The sequence below is a fragment of the Xaviernesmea oryzae genome (genome assembly GCF_900109605.1).
GTDB lineage: Bacteria > Pseudomonadota > Alphaproteobacteria > Rhizobiales > Rhizobiaceae > Xaviernesmea > Xaviernesmea oryzae.
The window spans coordinates 27,850-46,744 of the sequence record NZ_FOAM01000026.1; the positions used below are offsets into that span (position 1 = coordinate 27,850).

At 62.6% G+C, this 18,895-nt stretch carries 12 protein-coding genes; 3 read left to right on the forward strand and 9 right to left on the reverse strand.

Annotation, left to right across the window (positions count from 1 at the left end; genetic code table 11):
* Window positions 1–164: 164 nt before the first annotated feature.
* The 9 genes from BMX61_RS22690 to BMX61_RS22730 form a co-directional block, all read right to left on the reverse strand.
* Window positions 165–1,346, reverse strand: a complete 1,182-nt coding sequence (locus tag BMX61_RS22690) for a DUF932 domain-containing protein (protein ID WP_075625389.1) — start codon at window positions 1,344–1,346, stop codon at window positions 165–167.
* A 418-nt stretch (window positions 1,347–1,764) separates the two neighbouring features.
* The gene (locus BMX61_RS22695; RefSeq protein ID WP_075625388.1) at window positions 1,765–3,927 is read right to left on the reverse strand and encodes a ParB/RepB/Spo0J family partition protein; all 2,163 of its coding nucleotides are present in this window, start codon (window positions 3,925–3,927) and stop codon (window positions 1,765–1,767) included.
* Between the two features lie 1,344 nt (window positions 3,928–5,271).
* Window positions 5,272–6,084, reverse strand: coding sequence for an ABC transporter permease (locus BMX61_RS22700; protein WP_075625387.1), 813 nt, complete (start codon window positions 6,082–6,084; stop codon window positions 5,272–5,274).
* Window positions 6,081–6,938 carry an ABC transporter permease gene (locus BMX61_RS22705; RefSeq protein WP_075625403.1) on the reverse strand — a complete coding sequence of 286 codons (858 nt, stop codon included), beginning with the start codon at window positions 6,936–6,938 and terminating at the stop codon, window positions 6,081–6,083. The genes BMX61_RS22700 and BMX61_RS22705 overlap by 4 nt, the downstream gene beginning before the upstream one ends.
* An 80-nt stretch (window positions 6,939–7,018) precedes the next feature.
* The gene (locus BMX61_RS22710; RefSeq protein ID WP_075625386.1) at window positions 7,019–8,191 is read right to left on the reverse strand and encodes an ABC transporter substrate-binding protein; all 1,173 of its coding nucleotides are present in this window, start codon (window positions 8,189–8,191) and stop codon (window positions 7,019–7,021) included.
* A 32-nt stretch (window positions 8,192–8,223) separates the two neighbouring features.
* Window positions 8,224–9,309, reverse strand: a complete 1,086-nt coding sequence (locus BMX61_RS22715; RefSeq protein ID WP_075625385.1) for an ABC transporter ATP-binding protein — start codon at window positions 9,307–9,309, stop codon at window positions 8,224–8,226.
* The gene (locus BMX61_RS22720; protein WP_075625384.1) at window positions 9,310–11,373 is read right to left on the reverse strand and encodes a hydantoinase/oxoprolinase family protein; all 2,064 of its coding nucleotides are present in this window, start codon (window positions 11,371–11,373) and stop codon (window positions 9,310–9,312) included.
* A complete protein-coding gene (locus BMX61_RS22725) occupies window positions 11,370–13,058 on the reverse strand; it encodes a hydantoinase B/oxoprolinase family protein (RefSeq protein WP_075625383.1) in 1,689 nt (562 codons plus the stop codon). The genes BMX61_RS22720 and BMX61_RS22725 overlap by 4 nt, the downstream gene beginning before the upstream one ends.
* A 127-nt stretch (window positions 13,059–13,185) precedes the next feature.
* A complete protein-coding gene (locus tag BMX61_RS22730; protein ID WP_234794794.1) occupies window positions 13,186–15,858 on the reverse strand; it encodes a LuxR C-terminal-related transcriptional regulator in 2,673 nt (890 codons plus the stop codon).
* A gap of 1,175 nt (window positions 15,859–17,033) precedes the next feature.
* Here BMX61_RS22730 and BMX61_RS22735 point away from each other — a divergent pair.
* The 3 genes from BMX61_RS22735 (at window position 17,034) to BMX61_RS22745 (ending at window position 18,714) form a co-directional block, all read left to right on the forward strand.
* Complete coding sequence (locus BMX61_RS22735; RefSeq protein ID WP_075625381.1) at window positions 17,034–17,384, forward strand: antitoxin Xre/MbcA/ParS toxin-binding domain-containing protein; 351 nt, start codon at window positions 17,034–17,036, stop codon at window positions 17,382–17,384.
* A gap of 10 nt (window positions 17,385–17,394) precedes the next feature.
* Complete coding sequence (locus BMX61_RS22740) at window positions 17,395–17,892, forward strand: RES family NAD+ phosphorylase (RefSeq protein ID WP_075625380.1); 498 nt, start codon at window positions 17,395–17,397, stop codon at window positions 17,890–17,892.
* A gap of 279 nt (window positions 17,893–18,171) precedes the next feature.
* Entirely contained in the window at window positions 18,172–18,714 is a 543-nt protein-coding gene (locus BMX61_RS22745; RefSeq protein WP_075625379.1) for an MAPEG family protein, read from the forward strand.
* Window positions 18,715–18,895 lie beyond the last annotated feature (181 nt).

Consider the following 18,895-nt stretch of genomic DNA (forward strand, 5'->3'; position numbering starts at 1 on the left):
TTTTAGCACCTTAGTGCACGGTCTTGCGCCTGATTGCCTGTGTTCCAGTGTTAATCGCAACGATCTCGATCGAGGAATGTCGTTGGAGCGGTCCTCTCAAGAGCGGTGGCTGCCCGACTGGGGTATATCGTGCAGCACGCTGCGCAGATTGAACGGAATGGAGATCAGACGACCCGATCCAGCAAGCGCTTTGCTTTGCCCTCGAGCTCAAGGCGTGAGTCCTGATTTGCCTTCGTCCGGGCGAGGCCGGTCATTCCCTGCACAAAGTCGAAGATGGACTCGGGCGCACGCCCTTCCTCTCGGAGCACCGTCTCGATGATTTTCGCGGTTTCGGGCTTCGAGAACTTTTGCTTGCGCAGGAAGTCCTCTCTTTCCTCGTCCGTTCGCGCGACAATGGTCTCACGCGCCGAACGGATGCCGGCAACGAAGGCGGCGGGGGACGAGTGGGCGAAGCGCGTCAGAGCTGGGGCAGCCTCATGCGCGAAACGCTGAGCAGCAAACTTCGAGTGACGGATGGTGATCTCCTGGAAGTTCTCCGCACCCCAAATGTTGCGGTTGGCGCAGACGGCGCGGAGATAGAAGCTGGCAATCCCGAGCGTCTTCGAGCCGACCTCACTGTTCCAGGCAAAAAATCCACGAAAGAACAGATCCGGATCGCCGTTCGGCAAGCGCCCCGCTTCGATCGGATGGGTATCGTCGACCAGGAAGACGAAGACGTCACGATCGGACGCGTAAAGTGTCGTCGTGTCCTTGGTGATGTCGACGAACGGGTTGTGTGTCATGGTGGACCAGTCGAGCAGGCCTGGGACCTTCCAGATCGTATCGCCCGTGCCGTCCCCGGCGATCCTCATGATGGCAGACACCAGCTCATGGTCCCAGATGCGACCATAATCAGGGCTGGTCACCGCGCGCAGTTCGACGCGTCCATCGTCCATCTCCATCGTTTTCACCTGTTCGCCGCGGTAGTTCAGAAGACCGTGCTGGAGATTGATGCCGGCAAGCGGGGCCGGGAGCTGGCGCATATAGCTCGCCGGAGCGCCGACCAGGCCGCAGAGCTGGCCGAAGGACCAATGGGTGGGCGCGGCGGGTCCATCCGCCCCGGGCAGGATCAGAGAAAGGCGCTCGGTACTGGAGCGATCCGCTTCGACACGGATCGCTGTGCTGTCGATCACGCGGGTGTGGGCGCGCTCGGCACGCGAGCGGACCGCCTCGTACAGATCGGTAAGCGAGAGATAGCGCTCGTCATCGGGGCGGGAGAACCATTCCGACGAGACGCGGCCGATCCGCGTGCCGCGCGAGATATCGACCTGGTAGCCGGATGAGGCGGGGAGGGCAGACGTGTTCATGCTCGGTCTCCTGATGTGAAACAGCCCGGTTCCTTTCCTCACGTGGGAAAGGTGGCCGAGGGTGGATTTGGTAGGGATGATGAAGGCTGGAGAGCACGTCGGTTCACCACCAACACGAAGTCGATGGCGTCCGGGACTTCGCCCGCATGCAACGAGATTGTCGCGGGCGAACAGAGCGAGGCAGCCGCTTTTTGATGAGACGGCCGAAGCCGTTGCGCGGTATGCAGGCGGCGAGCTGTTCGAAAGCGCTCTGGCGGCGCTTCATGCCGTCGGAATGGATGATCAGGCCGCCGAGCGGCGCGGTTTTTGCAAATCGCCAAGACGGACCATGGGCTGTCGCCGATGTGGTGACTGCGAGATTTGAAAAGGGCCCGGATCATGCCGGGCCTTCGAGAATGTCATCGCGAGAGAGCGAGGCTTACTCGGCGGCCTCGAGACGCCGCTCATTGAACCCGTCATTTTGGCGGGCTTCGTCTTCGTCACTGGCTCTCTCTGTGACCGCCTCCTCAGTGAGAGAAGGCGGCAGGTGGGCGTCGGTGACCGTGTGTCCGTCATTCACCTCGGTGGTCGGATCGGCGGCTTTGGTCATCTCTACCGAGTCGTCATCCGGACGGCGCAGCGGCTCAGGCAACCAGCCGCTGCCGGCGAGAAGGCGCTCTGCCTCCCGCGCCATATCCCCCTTCTTGAGGTGGTCGATGAGCTGGGCTGCGTCTTCGCCCTTGGCCTGACGAACCGCCTCGAGAATACGCACCTTCGGGACGCGACCGAGATAGCTGTCGACGGTCGGCACCCAACCTTGCTCGGCCATATCGAAGCCGAGCGCGCTGGCCAGCTTGTCGGCATGAGCGATGGCACCCGGGCGACGGTTCCACAGCTGGGCAACGGCGTTTACCGAGAGGGAGACGCAATGGGCAAAGAGTGCACGCTGACTGGCCTCATCAAGTGCCAGGAGGAAATCCCAGAGATCGCGCGGTGCCTGCGGCAGGTCCTGACCCCACGCTGTCTGGCGCTCGTCGATCTCCACCGCCCAGGTGGTTTCCTTTAAGCCTTGCGTTTGGGCAAAGAACGTCTGCTGCAGACCGAGTTCGAGGCATGACTCACCGGCGGCATGATAGAAGATTTTCAGCACCAGAACGTGAAGCGCCGCGATGAAGGCGGTGGTCGGATCGTTGGCCAATGCATTGCGCAGCGCAATCGTTCGTACCGCCGTCAGATCCTCCACGAGCCTGTCGGAGAGCGGCCTCAGCCTTTCGTCCTCCTCGGGCTCTTCCGTCTGCAACGTGCCGCTGGGCTGGTCTCGGCCAACCGCGCCGTGCGCCTCTCCACTAGTCATATTGCTCCTGACGACGTCATCCTCATCGTCTTCACCCTCACCGGGGTCATCCCCGGCGGTCTTCGGTTGATCTTCCGGTCGAACGAAGCCGCGCTCGATCTTCAGCGTGCCGTCCGCACTGAGCGAGGCAAACGCGCCTCCGATCGCGATATCCTCCGGCGCAAAGACCGGGCGGCGGTCATTGAAGGCATCGATCGCGGTGCCCAGTTCATCGAGCCGCGCTTCGGTTTCCGCCGAATAGTCCTCGGACGCCGCATAGTCGGCCTCGATCTGGTCGTACTCAGTCTTGATCGCTTCGTGCGCTGCCCGCTCCTCTTCGGTGACCGGATGCTGCCTGCCGTAGAACCGGCGCAGTCCAGACATATGGCCATAGGGGAAGTCGATCGCAGCCTCGACCCACATCCAGCCTTCTGCGGCCTTCAGCGCCTCCGCATCGCGCTTCAGCTTCTCGAAAACGAGCTGCTCGAGCAGCGCCGGATCCTGCAGCCAACCGCCATTGTCCTGTTCGAACAGATCGCGCATGACGATCCCGCCAGCTGCCTCATAGGCTTCAACGCCGACATAGACAGCGCGCCGGTCCACGGCTCGAACGGCGGTCTCGGTCAAGAGACGGCGGATAAAGTAGGCCTCCTTCGAATGGGCGCGCACCAACGCCTCCCAAACCTGCTCCTGTCTCGCGTGATCCTCTGTGATGGAGAAGGCCATGACCTGATCGAGGTTCATTTCGCCCTCGGCATAAAGGTCGAGGAGCGCTGGCGACACCGCTGCGAGCCGAAGCCGTTGGCGGACGACAGCCGAGCTGACGAAGAAGCGGGCGGCGATATCGTCGATACCGAGGCCTTCCTCGGCTAAGGCCTTAAAAGCGCGGAATTGGTCCAGCGGATGCAGATCCTCGCGATGAACGTTCTCAGCAAGCGAGTCCTCGATCTCGGACGTGACGCCGGTGCTGATCACGCAGGGCACCGGTGCTGTCTTGCTCAGCCGCTTTTGCTTGACCAGAAGGTCGAGCGCGCGATAGCGGCGTCCACCAGCCGGCACGCGGTAGATGCCTGTCTCTCGGCCCTCTGTGTCAAGTTCCGGTCGAACGTTAAGGCTCGTCAGGATGCCACGCCGGGCAATGTCCTCGGCCAGGTCCTCGATGGAAACGCCGGCCTTCACCCGGCGTACATTTGCTTGGCTGAGGACGAGCTTGTTGAAAGGGATGTCACACGTCGCGTTCAGTGTGATCTTCGCATTGGCCTGTGCCATGTCGATTCTCCTGGACAGGCGGCCGGAGCCTCTCTCCAAACCTTCTAACCTGTCACCCGAATCCCGTCCCTCCTTTCCCTCTTAACCGCCCGCACCGCCGCTGGAGGCGGGACACCTTCGCGTCCAAGGCTGCATGCTGCCGCTCTGAAGGATGCTCGCACCAGCCCCACATGATTTTGCGGCGGTTTCGGCGCCAAGCACTGCATCAACGTGGCTGTTTGAGTGCCCAAGCCTCACCCAGTCTCGAGGCCATAGAGATTGCCAGAACGCAGTGCTAAGACGCGGTAGCTGATCGGCAACCTGACTGCGCCGCGCGTCAACGCCCCAGGCAGTACGAATGCCGACAAGTTTCCGGAACATCGGGCGCATCGTCTCCCCGCGAATGTCCGCGCCTACGCCAACACGGCGTCAAGCGGCAAGCTCCCGGGTGCGGCCCCCGGCAATGACACGCTCGCTTACGTCAATGGCCGGGTCGTGGTCACACCCGCGACGCTGACGGCAACGGCCGCCGATGACACGATGGCCCATGGTGGGCTGCTGCCGGCTGTGCTTCGCAGTCTCCGGCTGGAACAAGGGTGAGACAGTCCCTCTGCTTGAGGGTGTTTCCGTGGCCACCACCGCCACGCGCGTCTCGCCTTTGGCAACAGCTATGTCACGACGGCATCAGAGGGTGCACTGTCGGGTGCCGCCTCCGGCAATTATGGGCTAACCCATCTCGATGGACACTTCGTAGTGACGCCGGTAACGCCGATTGCCGAGCCGCATCCAAGCCGGTTCTCGTCCCTGTCCCCAAACGCTCGTCGACCTCCACCTCCGTCCATCAGGCGGTGCTGAAGGACAGCGACGACCCCTCGCAGGTCAGCACGCTATAGGGAGCATGCGCCAGACGATGACGGCCGATGCGAAAGACAATCCCGGCATGGCTGACTCCAGGCTCGAAGCGCCTCTCTGCCAATTCGGCAGCGCCTAGCGCCCCTGCGCCCTAAAACTCTTGTAATGATCCGAGGATGATGAACATCCCACAGATCGGCCAGACGTGGAAGGCTGCTCTGACGGCACGCGCGCCAATCCGCGAGACAGGCTGCATCAGGAGCGAGGGGCTGCATGGGCTGCCGCCCAGCCTGGACTCAGGCTGAACCGCTCCGATTCGTAGCCTGCGCCGTCGTTTGGTCTCTGCCCCAATATCGGGCCAGGTGGTCGTCTCGGCTCCAGCCCGTCCATCGCGCGGGAGTACGGCTTTCGGTCCGCCGCCGACAGGCGTCTAAACCCCGGAATATTTCAGCTTCCGTTTGCGCAGAATGGGGAGGGCGTCATGGGGGCGGCCTGTCGCTTGGTGCACCAATCCTACTGCGCCTCCAGGACCGGCGCCCGCCGCCCCAAGAGATTGTAGAGCGCCAGAGCCGCCACCATCAGCACCGAGGCGATGAAGATAGCGCCCGACATAGCGTAGATCACGGGCGACGCGCCTGAGTTCATCTTGCTGAACAGGACGACGGGGAGGGTGTTCTGGCGGCCGGAGAGGTAGAAGGCGCGCGTAAACTCGTTCAGTGACAGCAGGAATGAGAAGATGAAGGCACTGACGAGGCCTGGACGGATCAGGGGCAGGGTCACGTCGACAAACTGGCGCCACCTGTTCGCGCCGAGATCGGCTGCCGCGAGCAGGAAATTCTGCCGGACGGCGGCGAAGCTCGTGAGAATGACGATAAATGCAAAGGGCATAGCCCAGAGCAGATGGCCCGAGATCAACGTGATCATGGATGCCTTCACGCCAAGCCGGCTGAAGACGGCTGATAGCGCCAGCCCTTGCACGACGCCGGGCACGAACATGGGCAGAAGCACCAGAAGAAACCAGCTCGTGCGCCCGAACCGCAGCTCGACATAGGCGAGGGCGGCAAGCAGCGACAGTGCCGTGGCAAAAACCGCTGTGGCGAAAGCGATCAGGAGCGACTGCTGGAGCGCGCCGATCAGGGCTTTCTCACGCGGGAGTGCCATGTACCAGTCGAGGCTCAGTGCCGAGAGGCTCGGAAGGCTAGGCTGAAGAGCCGGGTTGAACGAAATCGCGAGCAGATAAAGCGGCGGCGCATAGATCACCAGCAGGCCGAGGATGGCGATGATCCAGAGCAGAGCGCGGTTGCCGAAGCCTTCGTGGACGGTCATCGGTCCTCCTCCGCAAACAGCGACGACAGTTTGAAAGTGACGTTGCCGACAAGCACGAGCGTAAAGATCACGGCGAGAACGACTGTGGAGATCGCAAAGGCAAGCGGATAGTTTGCCACACGCATGACGTCGTTGATCATCACGGAAACGATCGAGGCGCCGGCACCGCCGAGCATCTGTACCTCCGTCGACGAACCGGCCGTCATGACGAAGACGAACAGGAAGCCGGCAAAGATGCCGGAAAAGGTCAGCGGCAGGAGGATCGTTGCCACGGCCCGCCAAAAACCGGCGCCGAGATCCTGTGCGGCAGCAATCAGGTCTGGCGGAACCCGCCTGAAGGCGAGTACCAGCGGAAAGACGGCGAAGGGCAGGTAGGACGCGACCAGGCCGACCACCACCGCAAAGTTGCTGAACAAGAGCCAGTCCACTGGCGCCTGAGTCAGGCCGATATGCTGGAGCATCGTGTTGACGATGCCGGTTCGTCCAAGCACCAGCCGCCAGGAAAAGGACCGGATGAGATAGGAGGTAAAGAACGGAATGGTGATCAGCGCGAGAAGCAGGGCCTGAAGACGTGGACCGCTGAGGAACTGGACGACGTAGGCGATGGGAAAGGCGAGAAACACGCAAAGCGTGGCCGTTCCGGCCGCCTTGAGCAGGGTTGAGACGATTACGGTCCATCGTCCTGCGTCGAGAATGGCGCTGTAGCCAGCAAGGCTCATGTCCGGCTTGATCCAGTAGGTCGCGGGATCCCAGGTCCAGAAACTCCAGACGAGCACCAGCACCAGCGGTACGGCGCCGAGCAGCAGGATGGCGAGAAGGGGCGGTGCAAGGAGGGCAAAGGGCCGACGGTTCATGGGCGATGTCCGGTTGACGGTGCCGGCGGCAAGGCGTGCCGCCGGCTTTGACGAGAGATCGCGGATCTCCGCATTGGCGCTCAGGCGTTGCGCAGCTTCTGCCACCATTCTTCATAAAGCTGGAAATTGTCAGGCCGCGCATTCTGCCAGAAGACCTTGCCGGCGAATTTCGCCTTCACATGCTCGGCAAGCTTCTCGACGTCCGCCGGTGCGTATTCTTCCGGGTGAGCCTTGGCATAGTCGAGGTTCTTGTCGGTGGGCACGATATAGCCGCGCGCCTTTCCGAGTTCGCAGCCATAAAAGCCGCCGAGAAGACCGTTGACGAAGCGATGGGCCGCATCTGCCGTTCCGCGCTCCTCGGCGCCTTTCAGGAGCACCGTGTTGTTGCCCCAGCCCTCATAGCCTTCCACCGGTGCTGCATATTCCACCTGAAGGCGACGCTTGCGGCCTTCGTAGACGATCGGTTCCCACCCCGTCATGGCATCGACTTCCTCGTCGGCGACGAGCTGCACGCCCTGCTCCCAGCCGTTCCAGAAGGTGCGGAACTGCCCATCTTTCTTGTGCTTGATCAGGAACTCCATGACGAGGCCGAGCTCGGATTCCGAGAGGTTGCCCGGATCCTTGATCGGTTGATTCTCGCTTTCCTTCAGGTAGATAGCGGTGAAGATGGCGCTGTTGATCCACGCATCTTCCATGGCCACCCGACCTTTCAGCTTCGGGTCGAAGATCGTGCCGTAGCTGTCGACCTTACCGAGCTTGTCGGGCCGGTAGATGATCGAGTCGGCGTTGATGACGGTGGGAATGCCGTATTGCTTGCCGTCCTGCTTGAGATAGGCGATGTCCTTTGCCCAGGACCAGACGCTCTCATAGTTCGGGATCTTCGAGAGATCCCAGGGAATGATGACCCCTTGGCGGGAAAGCTCCTTTTCCGCGCCGCCCTGGAAGCCGCCGACATCGAAGAGGTCGTTGGCATTTCCGGCGGCCAGGCGCGCGATCACTGGGCCGAGATCGTTGCCATTGTCGGTAAATTCGGGCGCGATGCCGGCCTGGGCGGCAAATTCCGGCCACTTCTCGCCGATATCGAGCGTGGCTGTGGCCCAGAAGGCAACCGTGCCCGCATCCTGGGCAAGGGCGCGCTGGCCGAAGCCGAGGCGACCGGCTGCAAGCGCCGTTCCGCCGAGGCCCATCAGTTTCAACATCTGTCGCCGACTAACATTGCTGGCGAATGCGCCGGGCGCTGCGTGTCTGGTCATCGTCGTTCCCCTTGTTGTTGACCTCCGGCGCGTCAGGCGGCCGGCGGCATTCCCAAACCCGATAGAAGCATGGCTGCATCGGGAAGAAGCGAGAGCGGCACGCGCGCGCCGTGCGCCAGCGTTGCGGACGGGCTGTCGCTAGACACGACGGCGACAAGGCTCTGACCATCGGCAAATGCCAGGTGCACGTCCGTCTGAAGCCCGCGAAACGTGGTGCCGACGACTGTCAGAACGAGATCGGCCCCATCCAAGCTCTCCGAAATCCGCAGCCGATCCGGCCGAATGGCGACGAGGCTGTCATCTCCGAGGCTGCCCATCGGCGAACGAAGCCGCAGCGACTGGCCGCCGATGACGGCGCGCAGGCCGTCCGAATGCTGCTCGATCCGCTCCGGCTTCAACAGCGTGTCGATGCCGACGAAGCCGGCCACGAAACTGTTGGCGGGGCGCGCGAAGAACTGGGCCGGAACGTCTAACTGCTCGATGCGGCCCTGATGCATGATCGCCATGCGATCCGACAGGCTGAGCGCCTCGTCCTGGTTATGGGTGACGAGAATGAAGGTTGCGCCCGTTCGCCGATGAAGCCGGCCGAACTCGTCGCGCATCTGTTGGCGCAGGCGCTCGTCCAGCCCGGTCAATGGCTCGTCGAGCAGGAGGATGCCCGGCTCCATGACCAGGGCGCGGGCGAGCGCCACCCTCTGGCGCTGGCCGCCCGACATCATGGCGATCCCACGGGGGCCGAAGCCAGGAAGCTCGACCAGATCGAGCGCATCCTCGACCTTCGCTTTCAAGGCAGCGCCGGAGAGCCCGCGCAGTTTCAGACCATAGCCGATATTTTCCGCCACCGTCATGTGCGGAAAGAGCGCGAGGTTCTGGAAGACGGTGTTCACGGGCCGCTTGTTGGCCGGCACGTCGATCACGTCTCGGCCTTCGAACAGAATACGGCCTTTGGTCGGGCGATCGAACCCGCCGATGAGTTTCAGCAGCGTGCTCTTGCCGCAGCCGGAGGAGCCGAGCAGCGTGAAGAACTCGCCCGCCTTGATGGCGAGATCGATGCCGTCGAGCGCCTTGATTGGGCCGTAGGCGCGCGTCACGGATTGAATGTCGATCGCGATCGCCATCTAGCGGCCTCCTCGTTCGGCTTCGCGGATCAGCATGATGCCGGTTGCGGTGAGGTTGAGCACCTGATCGGGTTGAACGAGGCTGGTGGTCGTCGCCTCCTCCACCAGAAGCGGACCGAGGATGTCCTGCTCGACAGGCAGCGTCAATCGATCATAGACGGGGCAGGACAGCCAGCCAGTCTCCCGGCCGAAATAGACACGGCGTTCGCCCTTTGATGCTGCGTCCAGTGATCGCCGACTGGAGTTCTGCGCCGAAAGGGTGATCACCGGCCCTTCGAGCACGGCTTCGAGATGGATCGTCGTAATCTCCACCGGCGTCGTCGTCAGACGGAACGCGTAGGCGCGCTCATGGGCCGCATGCAGTCGTTCGGAGAAGCTTTCCACCGTATCCTGCGCCGAAAAGCCGACAAAGACGCCGTGTTCCTGGCCGCGATAGCGGGCCTCGACACGCCAGAGGAACCGGATCGCGGCACGGTCGTCCTTGGCGAAATAGGCCTTCGCGTCCTTCTCGAGCGCCGCGAACTGTTTGGCAAGGTCTACAAGGGCGCCGTCTGAGAGTGGAGCAAACCAGGTCGAACGGAAATCCGCGCGCGGCTCGGCGGCGAGCATCCCCCAGGCCGAAAAGATCCCGGAATGCGGCGGAACGACCGTGGCCTTGACGGCAAGGTCTCGGCCGAGACGACTGGCCAGGGCCGGCCCGGCGCCGCCGCTGATGATGAAGACGCAATCACGGGGATCATAGCCGCGCTGCACCGTCACCAGCTTCAACGCGTTGATCATGCTGGCATGGGCGATCTCGATGATGGCAAGCGCGGCATCCTCGACCGTCATGCCGAGCGGGCCGGCAATGGATGCGAGAGCGGCAGACGCTTTTGCGACGTCGAGGCACATCGTCCCGCCGGCGAAATTGTCCGGGTCGAAGATGCCGATGGCAAGCAGGGCATCGGTTAGCGTCGGCGCGGTGCCGCCGCGGCTGTAGCAGGCCGGCCCAGGGGATGAACCGGCACTTTCCGGACCGACGCGCAGACGGCCCAGCATATCGATATGGGCAATCGATCCACCGCCCGATCCGATCTCCACGATATCGACCACCGGCACCTGCACCGGATGGCCGGGCGCAATGCGTGTGTGCTCCAGCTTGTAGTCGATGTTCAGCGTCGGCCGCCCCTCATGGATCAGCGAGCATTTGGCCGTCGTGCCGCCGACGTCGAGGTGGAGCACCTCGCTCTCGCCCAGAATGCGCCCGATGCTGGCCGCCCCGGCGACCCCGCCCGCCGGTCCGGATTCCACCAGGGTCAGGGGGCGCGCGGTGGCCTGGTCGAAGGTCGAGATGCCGCCGTTCGACTGCATGGCATAATAGGGGCAGGTCAAATCGCGCGCGATCAGCGCGCTTTCTAGCCGCTCGAAATAGCGCTGGATGATCGGCTGGACATAGGCATTCAGCACGACGGTGTTCGAGCGCTCATACTCGCGCCACTGCCTTGAGATGGCATAGCTTGCGCAAACCGTCGTGTCCGGCAGAGCTGCCGCCAGCAGACGGGCGCATAGCGCCTCATGTTGCGGATTGGCATAGCTGTGGAGGAAGAGAATGGCCACGGCCTCGACCCGCTCGGCCTTGCAAGCAGCGACGATCGGCGCCAGATCCGCCTCCTCAAACGCCAGCACCACCTGTCCCGCGGCATCGATCCGCTCGCGGACTTCGAAACGCAGGTGGCGCGGGACGAAGGGCTCGGGGCTCTTGAATTGCAGATTATAAAGGTCCGGCCGATTGCCGCGGCCGATCTCCAGCACATCCCGAAACCCGGCCGTGGTGACCAGTGCGGTGCGCACACCCTTGCGTTCGGTGATCGCATTGATGACGGTGGTGCCGCCATGAGCGAAGAAGGTGACGTCACGCGCCGCAAGCCCGTCGGCGGCCTCGCAGGCAGCAATCGCATTGAGAACGCCCTGCGATTGGTCCTGCGTCGTGGTCAGGCTCTTTGCGGTAAAAAGCCGGCCGTTGCGTTCGTCATAGCCGACCAGATCGGTGAAGGTTCCGCCGACATCCGTTGCCAGTCTGATCATGATGCCGCATCCTCATAGCCATACACGTCGAGCGCCGCCTTCCGGGTCACCAGTCCGTCGCGCAGATCCTGCACGATCCGGGCGGCTTCGCGCAGTCGCGGGTCTCCCCAGCCACCGCCACCGCCCGTAACGATCCGCACGATATCGTTCTGGGCGAGGTCGATATGCGCGACGCGGCCATGGACATCCCGTCCTCCCGCGCTTCGCTCGATCTCGAGACGGTTCGCCGTCCCGTCCTCGCCGCCTTCAACGCCCCAGGGGCGTGTCGTCGTCCGCCCGAAGCTGCCATAGGCAGATGCTTCCTTCGATAGGATCTCGTATTCCCTGACGATGCCGAACCCGCCACGCCGCCGGCCGGCCCCGACGCCGCCCTCGACGTTGAGTGCGTAGCGGCGCACGCGTAGCGGAAAGCGTGCTTCGATGACCTCGACCGAATAATTGTAGGTATCGCCATCTGTCAGGGCGATCAGCGCGCCGGCACCGTCCTCTTGCGGCGTTGCGCCCCAGCCGCCGTGCTGCGGCTCGATATGGATAAAAGGGCTTCCCGTATCGTCCCGGCCGGAGATGTAGACGACGCACAGGCTGGAATAGGACCCCGCCGAGAATCGCTCGGGCGTGAGCGGCGCCAAGGCTTTCCAGAGAAGCTCCGATGCATGAACCGAGCCCTCATAATACCAGCCGGTGGGCGAAGGCTTCTCCGCCGTAAACACCGTGCCCGGCGGGCAGATGACCTCAAGGGGACGGAACCAGCCTTCGTTGGACGGCGCCTGCGGATCGATGAGCGCCTTGACGATGGTCTTGACGGCGGATTGCAGCGCGCCGCGCGCGCAGTTGATCGGCCCGGCCACGGCCGGCGGGCAGCCGGTAAAATCGGCGATGAGGCAATCGGCCTTGATCGTGACCTTTACCGTCACCTGGATCGGCGCGTCGGTGACGCCATCGCCATCGATCACATCCGTTGCCGTATAGGTTCCGTCGGGCAGCGCGAGGATCGCCGCGCTGGCGCTGGCTTCGCTGGTGGCCAGAAGGTTGGCGAAGGCCGCCTTCACCACGTCTGCTCCGTATTTGCCGACGAGCTCCGTCATCCTGCGTCCCGCGACGCGCACCGTTGCGATCTGGGCATTGAGGTCGCCAAGCGCGATGTCCGGCATCCGGACATTGGCGGCGAGGATATGCAGGATTTCATCGCAGAACGCATCGGCCCGCATGACCTTCACGCCGGGAAGACGCAGGCCTTCCTGAAAGACCGAGGTGGCATTCGGCGCGAGACTGCCGGGCACGGAGCCGCCGACATCCAGATAATGCGCGACATTGATCGCATAGCTTAGAATTTCACCTTCGACGAACAGCGGTTTGACGATGGCAAAGTCGCAGGCATGCGTGCCGCCCGCGTAGGGATCATTCGTAAGCAGCACGTCGCCATCGGCAAGCTGGTCGCCAAACTGGGCGATCAACGCCTTCACCTGAACGCCGAACGTGCCCGTGAACAGCGTGATTCCGTTCATCTGCGCAACGAGCTCGCCATCCCGGGTGAGAAGACCGCAGGCAAAATCGAGCACCTCGTAGATGACGGGGCTCATGCTCGTGCGCGCCATGACGATCCCCATCTCGTCGACGGTCGCCACGAGCTTGCCCTCGATGATCTCCTGCGTCACCGGATCGACGGCGTGCTGTCCGGACTGCATGTCCACCCCCTTGGTTCGTCCGGCACAGCCTAGGAGGGGAGATGATCCTCGCCTAGCCTGCCAGACGGGTGGGGGAGGGGTCGCGTTGGCCCCGCCCGAATGGATAGGTGTCCATCCGGCGACTGGGTCAGGGCAGGAGACCTGCCATCCGCGCCGCCGCCACGGCGGCCGTGCGGGTTGTCACGTCAAGTTTCGCAAAGATATTGCGCAGGTGAAACTTGACCGTGTTGTCGCTAAGGGTCAGCTGGCGGCCGATATCCTTGTTGCCCAAACCCAGGCTGAGCAGCTGCATGACGGCCTGTTCGCGCTCGGTCAGTCCGCCTGTCTTCGCTGGGCCCGAGGCGAACGCGCCAGCCGCCTGCGACAGGCGCTGCAGAACGACGCCCGGGACGGGCGCCATGCGGGCGAGTGAGAGCATATCGCCGATGAAGACAGGACCTTCCGCCAGGAGCACGGCGCGGTAGTCGGTAACGGGCAGGCCTAGAACGAGATCCGAAAGACGGCTGGCGGCGCTTGCAGTCTCGCCGGCAGCGATCGCCAGCCGAATGCCGAGGAGGCGCAGTTCGATCTGGCGCGGCACATGCGGCTTGCGTGCCTGGCTGGTTTCCAGCCTCGACAGAAGATCGCGGGCCACGTCCAGCCGGCCATGGGCAAGATGGATCCTGACCCAGAGGAGCGCGGGCACCGTTCCCCGCAGCCGCAGCGACAGGTCGTTGGGCTGGTCCGCCCGTGCGGTTTTCTCGCCAAAGCCGCTCGCCTCAGCATAGCGAGCGGCCTCTGCGAGATCGTTCGATGCGATCAACAGCGACACCCGCTCACCATCGATCATCCGCACGAGCCGGTCGAAGCCACGGCGCCTCGCGGCCGCCCGCGCCCGGTCCATGGATGCATGGGCGCCGATCATGTCGCCGGAGAGAATGAGGACGCGCTGCTGCGCCAGCAGGCCGGCGGCCAGTGGATCGAGCCAGGTGTCATGGCGCTCGACATGCGGCAGCGCCCAGGAAAGCGCTTGACCGGCTTCGACCAGATCGCCCCGCATCGATAGGACCTCGCATTTCAGAACATGGCCGACCGCATCGAAATCACTACCGCGGCCGATATGCGTGGCCACCTCGGCAATCAGGCGGTCATAGGCCTCCTCCGCCGATGCCATGTCGCCGCCGAAGAAGGAGGCCTGGCCGATATGGGTATAGAGATGCAGCGCACCGAAATCGGCGCCGCCGTCACGAAATGCCTGCATGGCCAGCTTGCCATAATGCAAGGCGCGGTCCAGGTCGGTGCGGATCAGGAAATTATAGGAGAGCATGTTGAGGAGCAGCGCACGATGCACAAGCTCCCGGCCCGAATGGCGGTCGAGGTCACGCTCCAGCTCTCCCAGTTCGGCGCTGCTGACCCAGCGGTCGGTGTAGAGGGAAACGAGAACCCGGACCACGCGAAGCGCGCTCGCCAAGGCCTCGTCCGCCGTGCCGGCGCGGCGAGAAGCGATTTCCAGATAATAGTCGGCCGCATCGAGCTGCGCCGTTTTGGCGCTGACGACGGCGAGGCCCAGCGTGGTCAGGGGATAAGCCGAGAGATCGATCTGCGCCGCCTCTGCCGACAGCTTGCGAAACAGGGAAGCGCCCCCGCGGCTCGTCGTGTAGACGCGCCGCCAGCCTCCTGCCGCTTCGATGATCTCCGAAGCAAGCTCCGGCGCTCGCGCGGCAAAGGCATGCTCGACCGCCGCGTCAAGATCGCCTTGTTCGGCAAACCAGCGCGCGGCATGGGCGAGGATCACGGCCCCGTTGATGCCGAGACGGCTCGCCTCCTCCTTCAGAAACGCCGTCAGCACCGGATGGAGACGAAGCCACTGACCCTCTTCATCGAGGACCGCGATCGGCAGGGCCTCCTCACGCAGCGCGTCAAACGCGGCTGCAACCTCTTCCTCGCACAGCGCGGACACAAGGCTGCGGCTGATGGCGGGCAGGCAGGCGGTTTTAAGAAGCAGCCGTTGAAGCGGCGCGGAAAGGCCGGAAAAGACCTGCTCCGACAGATACAGTCCCATATCGCCACTTCGATCCTTGAAGGCGGAGAGAATGGCGGGACTGTCGGCGCCGGAGTCCTCCAGGAGGATCCGCATCATCTGCAGGGCGACTGCCCAGCCTTCGGCGCGCTGGTTCAGGCTTTTCAGCTGCGACAGGCTGAGTGCTGCGCCATCGCCGCCAAAAAAGAGTTGCGCCTCGTCATCCGAGAATCCGAGTTCCGCAAGCCCGATTTGCTTGACCTCGCCGGCAAGACGAAGGGCTGAGGTCGGGAAGCGCGGGGCGCTGCGCGAAACGAGGACAACGCGGATATGAGTGAGATCGTCATGCGACAGCAGACGTGCGATCAGCGCCTCGGTCGCGTCGGTCTGTGCGGCATGATAATCATCAAGAAACAGCGTCGCTTCTGGTTGAACGCGCTGTAGGCGCGTCACGAGCACAGAGAGAAGCGTGGCCACGGACATCGAACCAGCGTCGACGGGCTTTGCCGGGTTCGCGAGGGCGTGGTCCAGCGCCTCGATCATCGCCAGCAGAAAACGGCTTTGATCGCCATCGTCCGACCCGAGCGAAACCCAGGCGGCGATCGCATCCTGAGACAGAAGCCTTTCGTACCATTGCGCGGCGAGCGACGTCTTGCCGTATCCGGCCGGCGCCAGGATGATCGTCAGCCGCCGCGGTCTGGGTAGCGACAGAAGATCGAGAAGCCGGGGGCGCGCGACTTTCCGCGCGACAGAAGGTGGCCGGAAGCGGGCCTGCCGGCGAAGCGACGATGTTGGAAGCACGGCTCTCGGCATTTTTCTCTGGGCTTGCAAATCATCGCATCACGCGCGAGCGCGACGATCTTAGGGCCTGGAACCCTGTTTGAAAACCCGAGTGAATTGTTCGGACATCGCTATCGTCGGCTGCCCTTGCGCGAGGTGCGTTGACGGAGGATGTCCGGGTCAAGGCTGGAATAGCCTGGGCCGACGAGCGTGATGCCGGCTTTCTCGTTCATCTGGGCCGTGCAGGGCAGGGGATGCGACAGGTGGCAGACCATAGGATAGCGAGTCCGCAAAGACCGGATGAACGTTTTCGCGTGGAGCAGCATGGGAAGTCTCGAGGTCGTGCTGACGGTTCAGCCCGTGCGCTGCGCTATCGAAACGTGCCGCTGTGCTGGCATCGCCCAATCAAGCTCAATGGCACCAGGTCCGCCACGACTCTACCACTGTTCATGGCACGCAAAAGCCCAAGGCATCTTACGCCCGTTGTTTGCTCATCTCGTAGAGACCCATCGGATGCGCGGCAGCTTTCGGCCTTCCTGTGGGCGTCATCACATCTTTCGCAAAAGGTCTCTCAAAGCCGCATTGTCGAGCATTCGTGCGCCGACAATGAAGGTGTCGCATCGGACGGTGCGCTCGATCTTGCTCTTTCTCGGTCGGGATGGCGCAGCCTGCGAACCATGCCGTCCGATCGAAGGTGAAGAGCATAGGAGAACTTAGCATAGCGCCGACCAATGGCGGAAGTTCGGGAATTCTCGACGCCGCTCAAGCGGACGCTGGCCAGCCGCAGGAGCCTCAGCATCGCGCCCGCAGGGGAGGCGGGATCGACTGGACCCGCTTGAGGCGCACCGCTTTGCGCTCAGCCACTCTAATTGCACGCTTGATGAGCAGGATCATCAAAATCGCCGGCATGCAGCAACAGGGACCTCGGAAATTATTTTATCCCTCTGCATTTGCAAAAGCACAGTCTCAACCGTGCGATAGGCGCAGCTGAGCGCGAGCGACCCCGCGCGCTATGACGGGGTTGCAAGCCTTGCGCGATCAGTGGGTGTTCCCTGTGAGCGGCTCAGAGAACGCATGACCAGACATATTACAAAGCAACCGCTAACCTATTGTCCATGAGCCATAAGCCGGTTGAAGCACGGTCATTCTGACGCTATATTGCGTCGAAATCGCTGAGAATAAGCATGGAGTTAATCATGGGCATTACTCAGTACGCCGATGACGGACTGTTTTCGCCGCGCAAAATTGCCGAGGCGCTGCGTACGACGAGTGAAGAGATCGCCCGAACAGCCGGGCTTGGAAAGGACGCAGTCCAACGCAAGGACCGTATTCGTTCCGATAAGACACAACGACGCCTGCGTGAAGTAGCGGAAATCATCAACAAGGTCGAACCGCGTTTTGGGTCGGCACTGATGGCCTATGCCTGGTATCGCTCCGAACCCTTGCCGGGATTTTCTGGCATGACCGCAATGCAACTGGTCCGTGATGGTCGCGCCGATGATGTGCTCGATTTTATCGACGCGGTCGACGCCGGCGTTCACGCCTGAGCCATCGCTGATGCATTTCAAAGGAGAGCTATATCGGGCCCTTAATCCGATCTATGCGCGTGAGCCATTATCGGGTCGGGGTGCGGCACTTTATGGTGGCCGCTTCAACAAAAAGGGCACACCAGCGCTCTACACGTCGCTGTCTGTCCTGACGGCTCTCCGGGAAGCCAATCAGGCTGGCAGTCTTCAACCGACGATGCTCGTCTCTTACAGCGCAGATATCGAGCGCGTTTTCGACAGCCGGGACAATTCGGCCCTGGTTGCGGAAGGAATGGATGCAGCAGCGCTTGCGGACGCAACATGGCGCGACCAGATGAGGACAAACGGAGAGGCCCGGACCCAACGTTTTGCCTGGCAGCTCGCGGCGGCGGGCTATCATGGGCTGCTGGTCAGCAGCTTCGCGACCGGTGCGTCAGCCACCGACTTCAATCTCGTGCTTTGGCAATGGAGCGATATGTCGCCGTGCCGCCTCACACTCATCGACGACGAGAACCGTCTATCGCAATAAAGTGTTCTGCGATCATGTGCGAACTCGACACCGAAAACGACAGGCTCGTCTGACTGACCCCTGCCAGTTGCAGCCTGTCTTCCAACCCTAGCTGTTCATACGGCAGCTTACAAAATTCGAGACAGTGGGCGCTGTCGTCTGATATCGGGTCGGGGAAATGGCTTCCTTGCACCTGATCGGCGAGCGTACTCCAGAACGCGCGCCGGGGGGCCGTATCGAGGGGTGGTCAAGGTGCATTCTGGAGCGCACGATGCGACGTCCGTTCACGGAGCAGGCCAAATGACCACGGCAGACGATTTTAAGCGCGAACAACGCGATGTCTTATTTGCAATGGTCGGCGCTTTCGTCTTGACGATCGGCATTCTGGGTGCAGTCCTGATGAGGGACTACGGAGGCGCACCGGTATCTTTTCCAGATCGGCTCCGATTTGCTCTTCGCGCCGATCTCTTCTTGGCGATATGGCCGGCGGCGGCCATCGGAAATATCGCCCGCCTGCGCTTCTTGTCTCAGCGCGACATCGCTGGCAGCAGCGCTACCGGAGGTTCCGAAGAGGTCCGCACATCACTCGCAATTTTACAAAACACGATCGAGCAGGCTGTTCTGGCGCTGATGACACACATGGTCGTGGCGGCAAGTTTTCAGCGTTCCGATGCGCTCCTGGTTGCGCTTGTCTTGCTTTTCGCTATCGGCCGCCTCCTGTTTTGGATCGGCTACAAACACGGTGCAAGAGGGCGGGCATTTGGCTTCGCGCTGACGTTTTATCCCAGCATCGTCAGTTTGCTGGCTTCAGCCACGGCGATCGTATTCGACAGTGGCATGTAAAGGATTGAATGACGGGTTTCGGTCGGCGTTCTCCATATGCAACAAGTATTCGGTCTTCGCGTGAAATAGCCTCTCTCTCCGTAAGATCATCGTAAGCCTCCGGTGAAGGCCGCAGGTCAAGCCGCTTGAGCGTTGACGGTTAGCGGTGTCCAATTCCACGGAAGCAGTTGCTCTAGCCTGG

What these genes read in the sequence shown, in the direction of transcription:
- BMX61_RS22690 (WP_075625389.1), bottom strand. Translation starts at nt 1,346, where the DNA reads ATGAACACGTCTGCCCTCCCCGCCTCATCCGGCTACCAGGTCGATATC.
- BMX61_RS22695 (WP_075625388.1), bottom strand. Translation starts at nt 3,927, where the DNA reads ATGGCACAGGCCAATGCGAAGATCACACTGAACGCGACGTGTGACATC.
- BMX61_RS22700 (WP_075625387.1), bottom strand. Translation starts at nt 6,084, where the DNA reads ATGACCGTCCACGAAGGCTTCGGCAACCGCGCTCTGCTCTGGATCATC.
- BMX61_RS22705 (WP_075625403.1), bottom strand. Translation starts at nt 6,938, where the DNA reads ATGAACCGTCGGCCCTTTGCCCTCCTTGCACCGCCCCTTCTCGCCATC.
- BMX61_RS22710 (WP_075625386.1), bottom strand. Translation starts at nt 8,191, where the DNA reads ATGACCAGACACGCAGCGCCCGGCGCATTCGCCAGCAATGTTAGTCGG.
- BMX61_RS22715 (WP_075625385.1), bottom strand. Translation starts at nt 9,309, where the DNA reads ATGGCGATCGCGATCGACATTCAATCCGTGACGCGCGCCTACGGCCCA.
- BMX61_RS22720 (WP_075625384.1), bottom strand. Translation starts at nt 11,373, where the DNA reads ATGATCAGACTGGCAACGGATGTCGGCGGAACCTTCACCGATCTGGTC.
- BMX61_RS22725 (WP_075625383.1), bottom strand. Translation starts at nt 13,058, where the DNA reads ATGCAGTCCGGACAGCACGCCGTCGATCCGGTGACGCAGGAGATCATC.
- BMX61_RS22735 (WP_075625381.1), top strand. Translation starts at nt 17,034, where the DNA reads ATGGGCATTACTCAGTACGCCGATGACGGACTGTTTTCGCCGCGCAAA.
- BMX61_RS22740 (WP_075625380.1), top strand. Translation starts at nt 17,395, where the DNA reads ATGCATTTCAAAGGAGAGCTATATCGGGCCCTTAATCCGATCTATGCG.
- BMX61_RS22745 (WP_075625379.1), top strand. Translation starts at nt 18,172, where the DNA reads ATGACCACGGCAGACGATTTTAAGCGCGAACAACGCGATGTCTTATTT.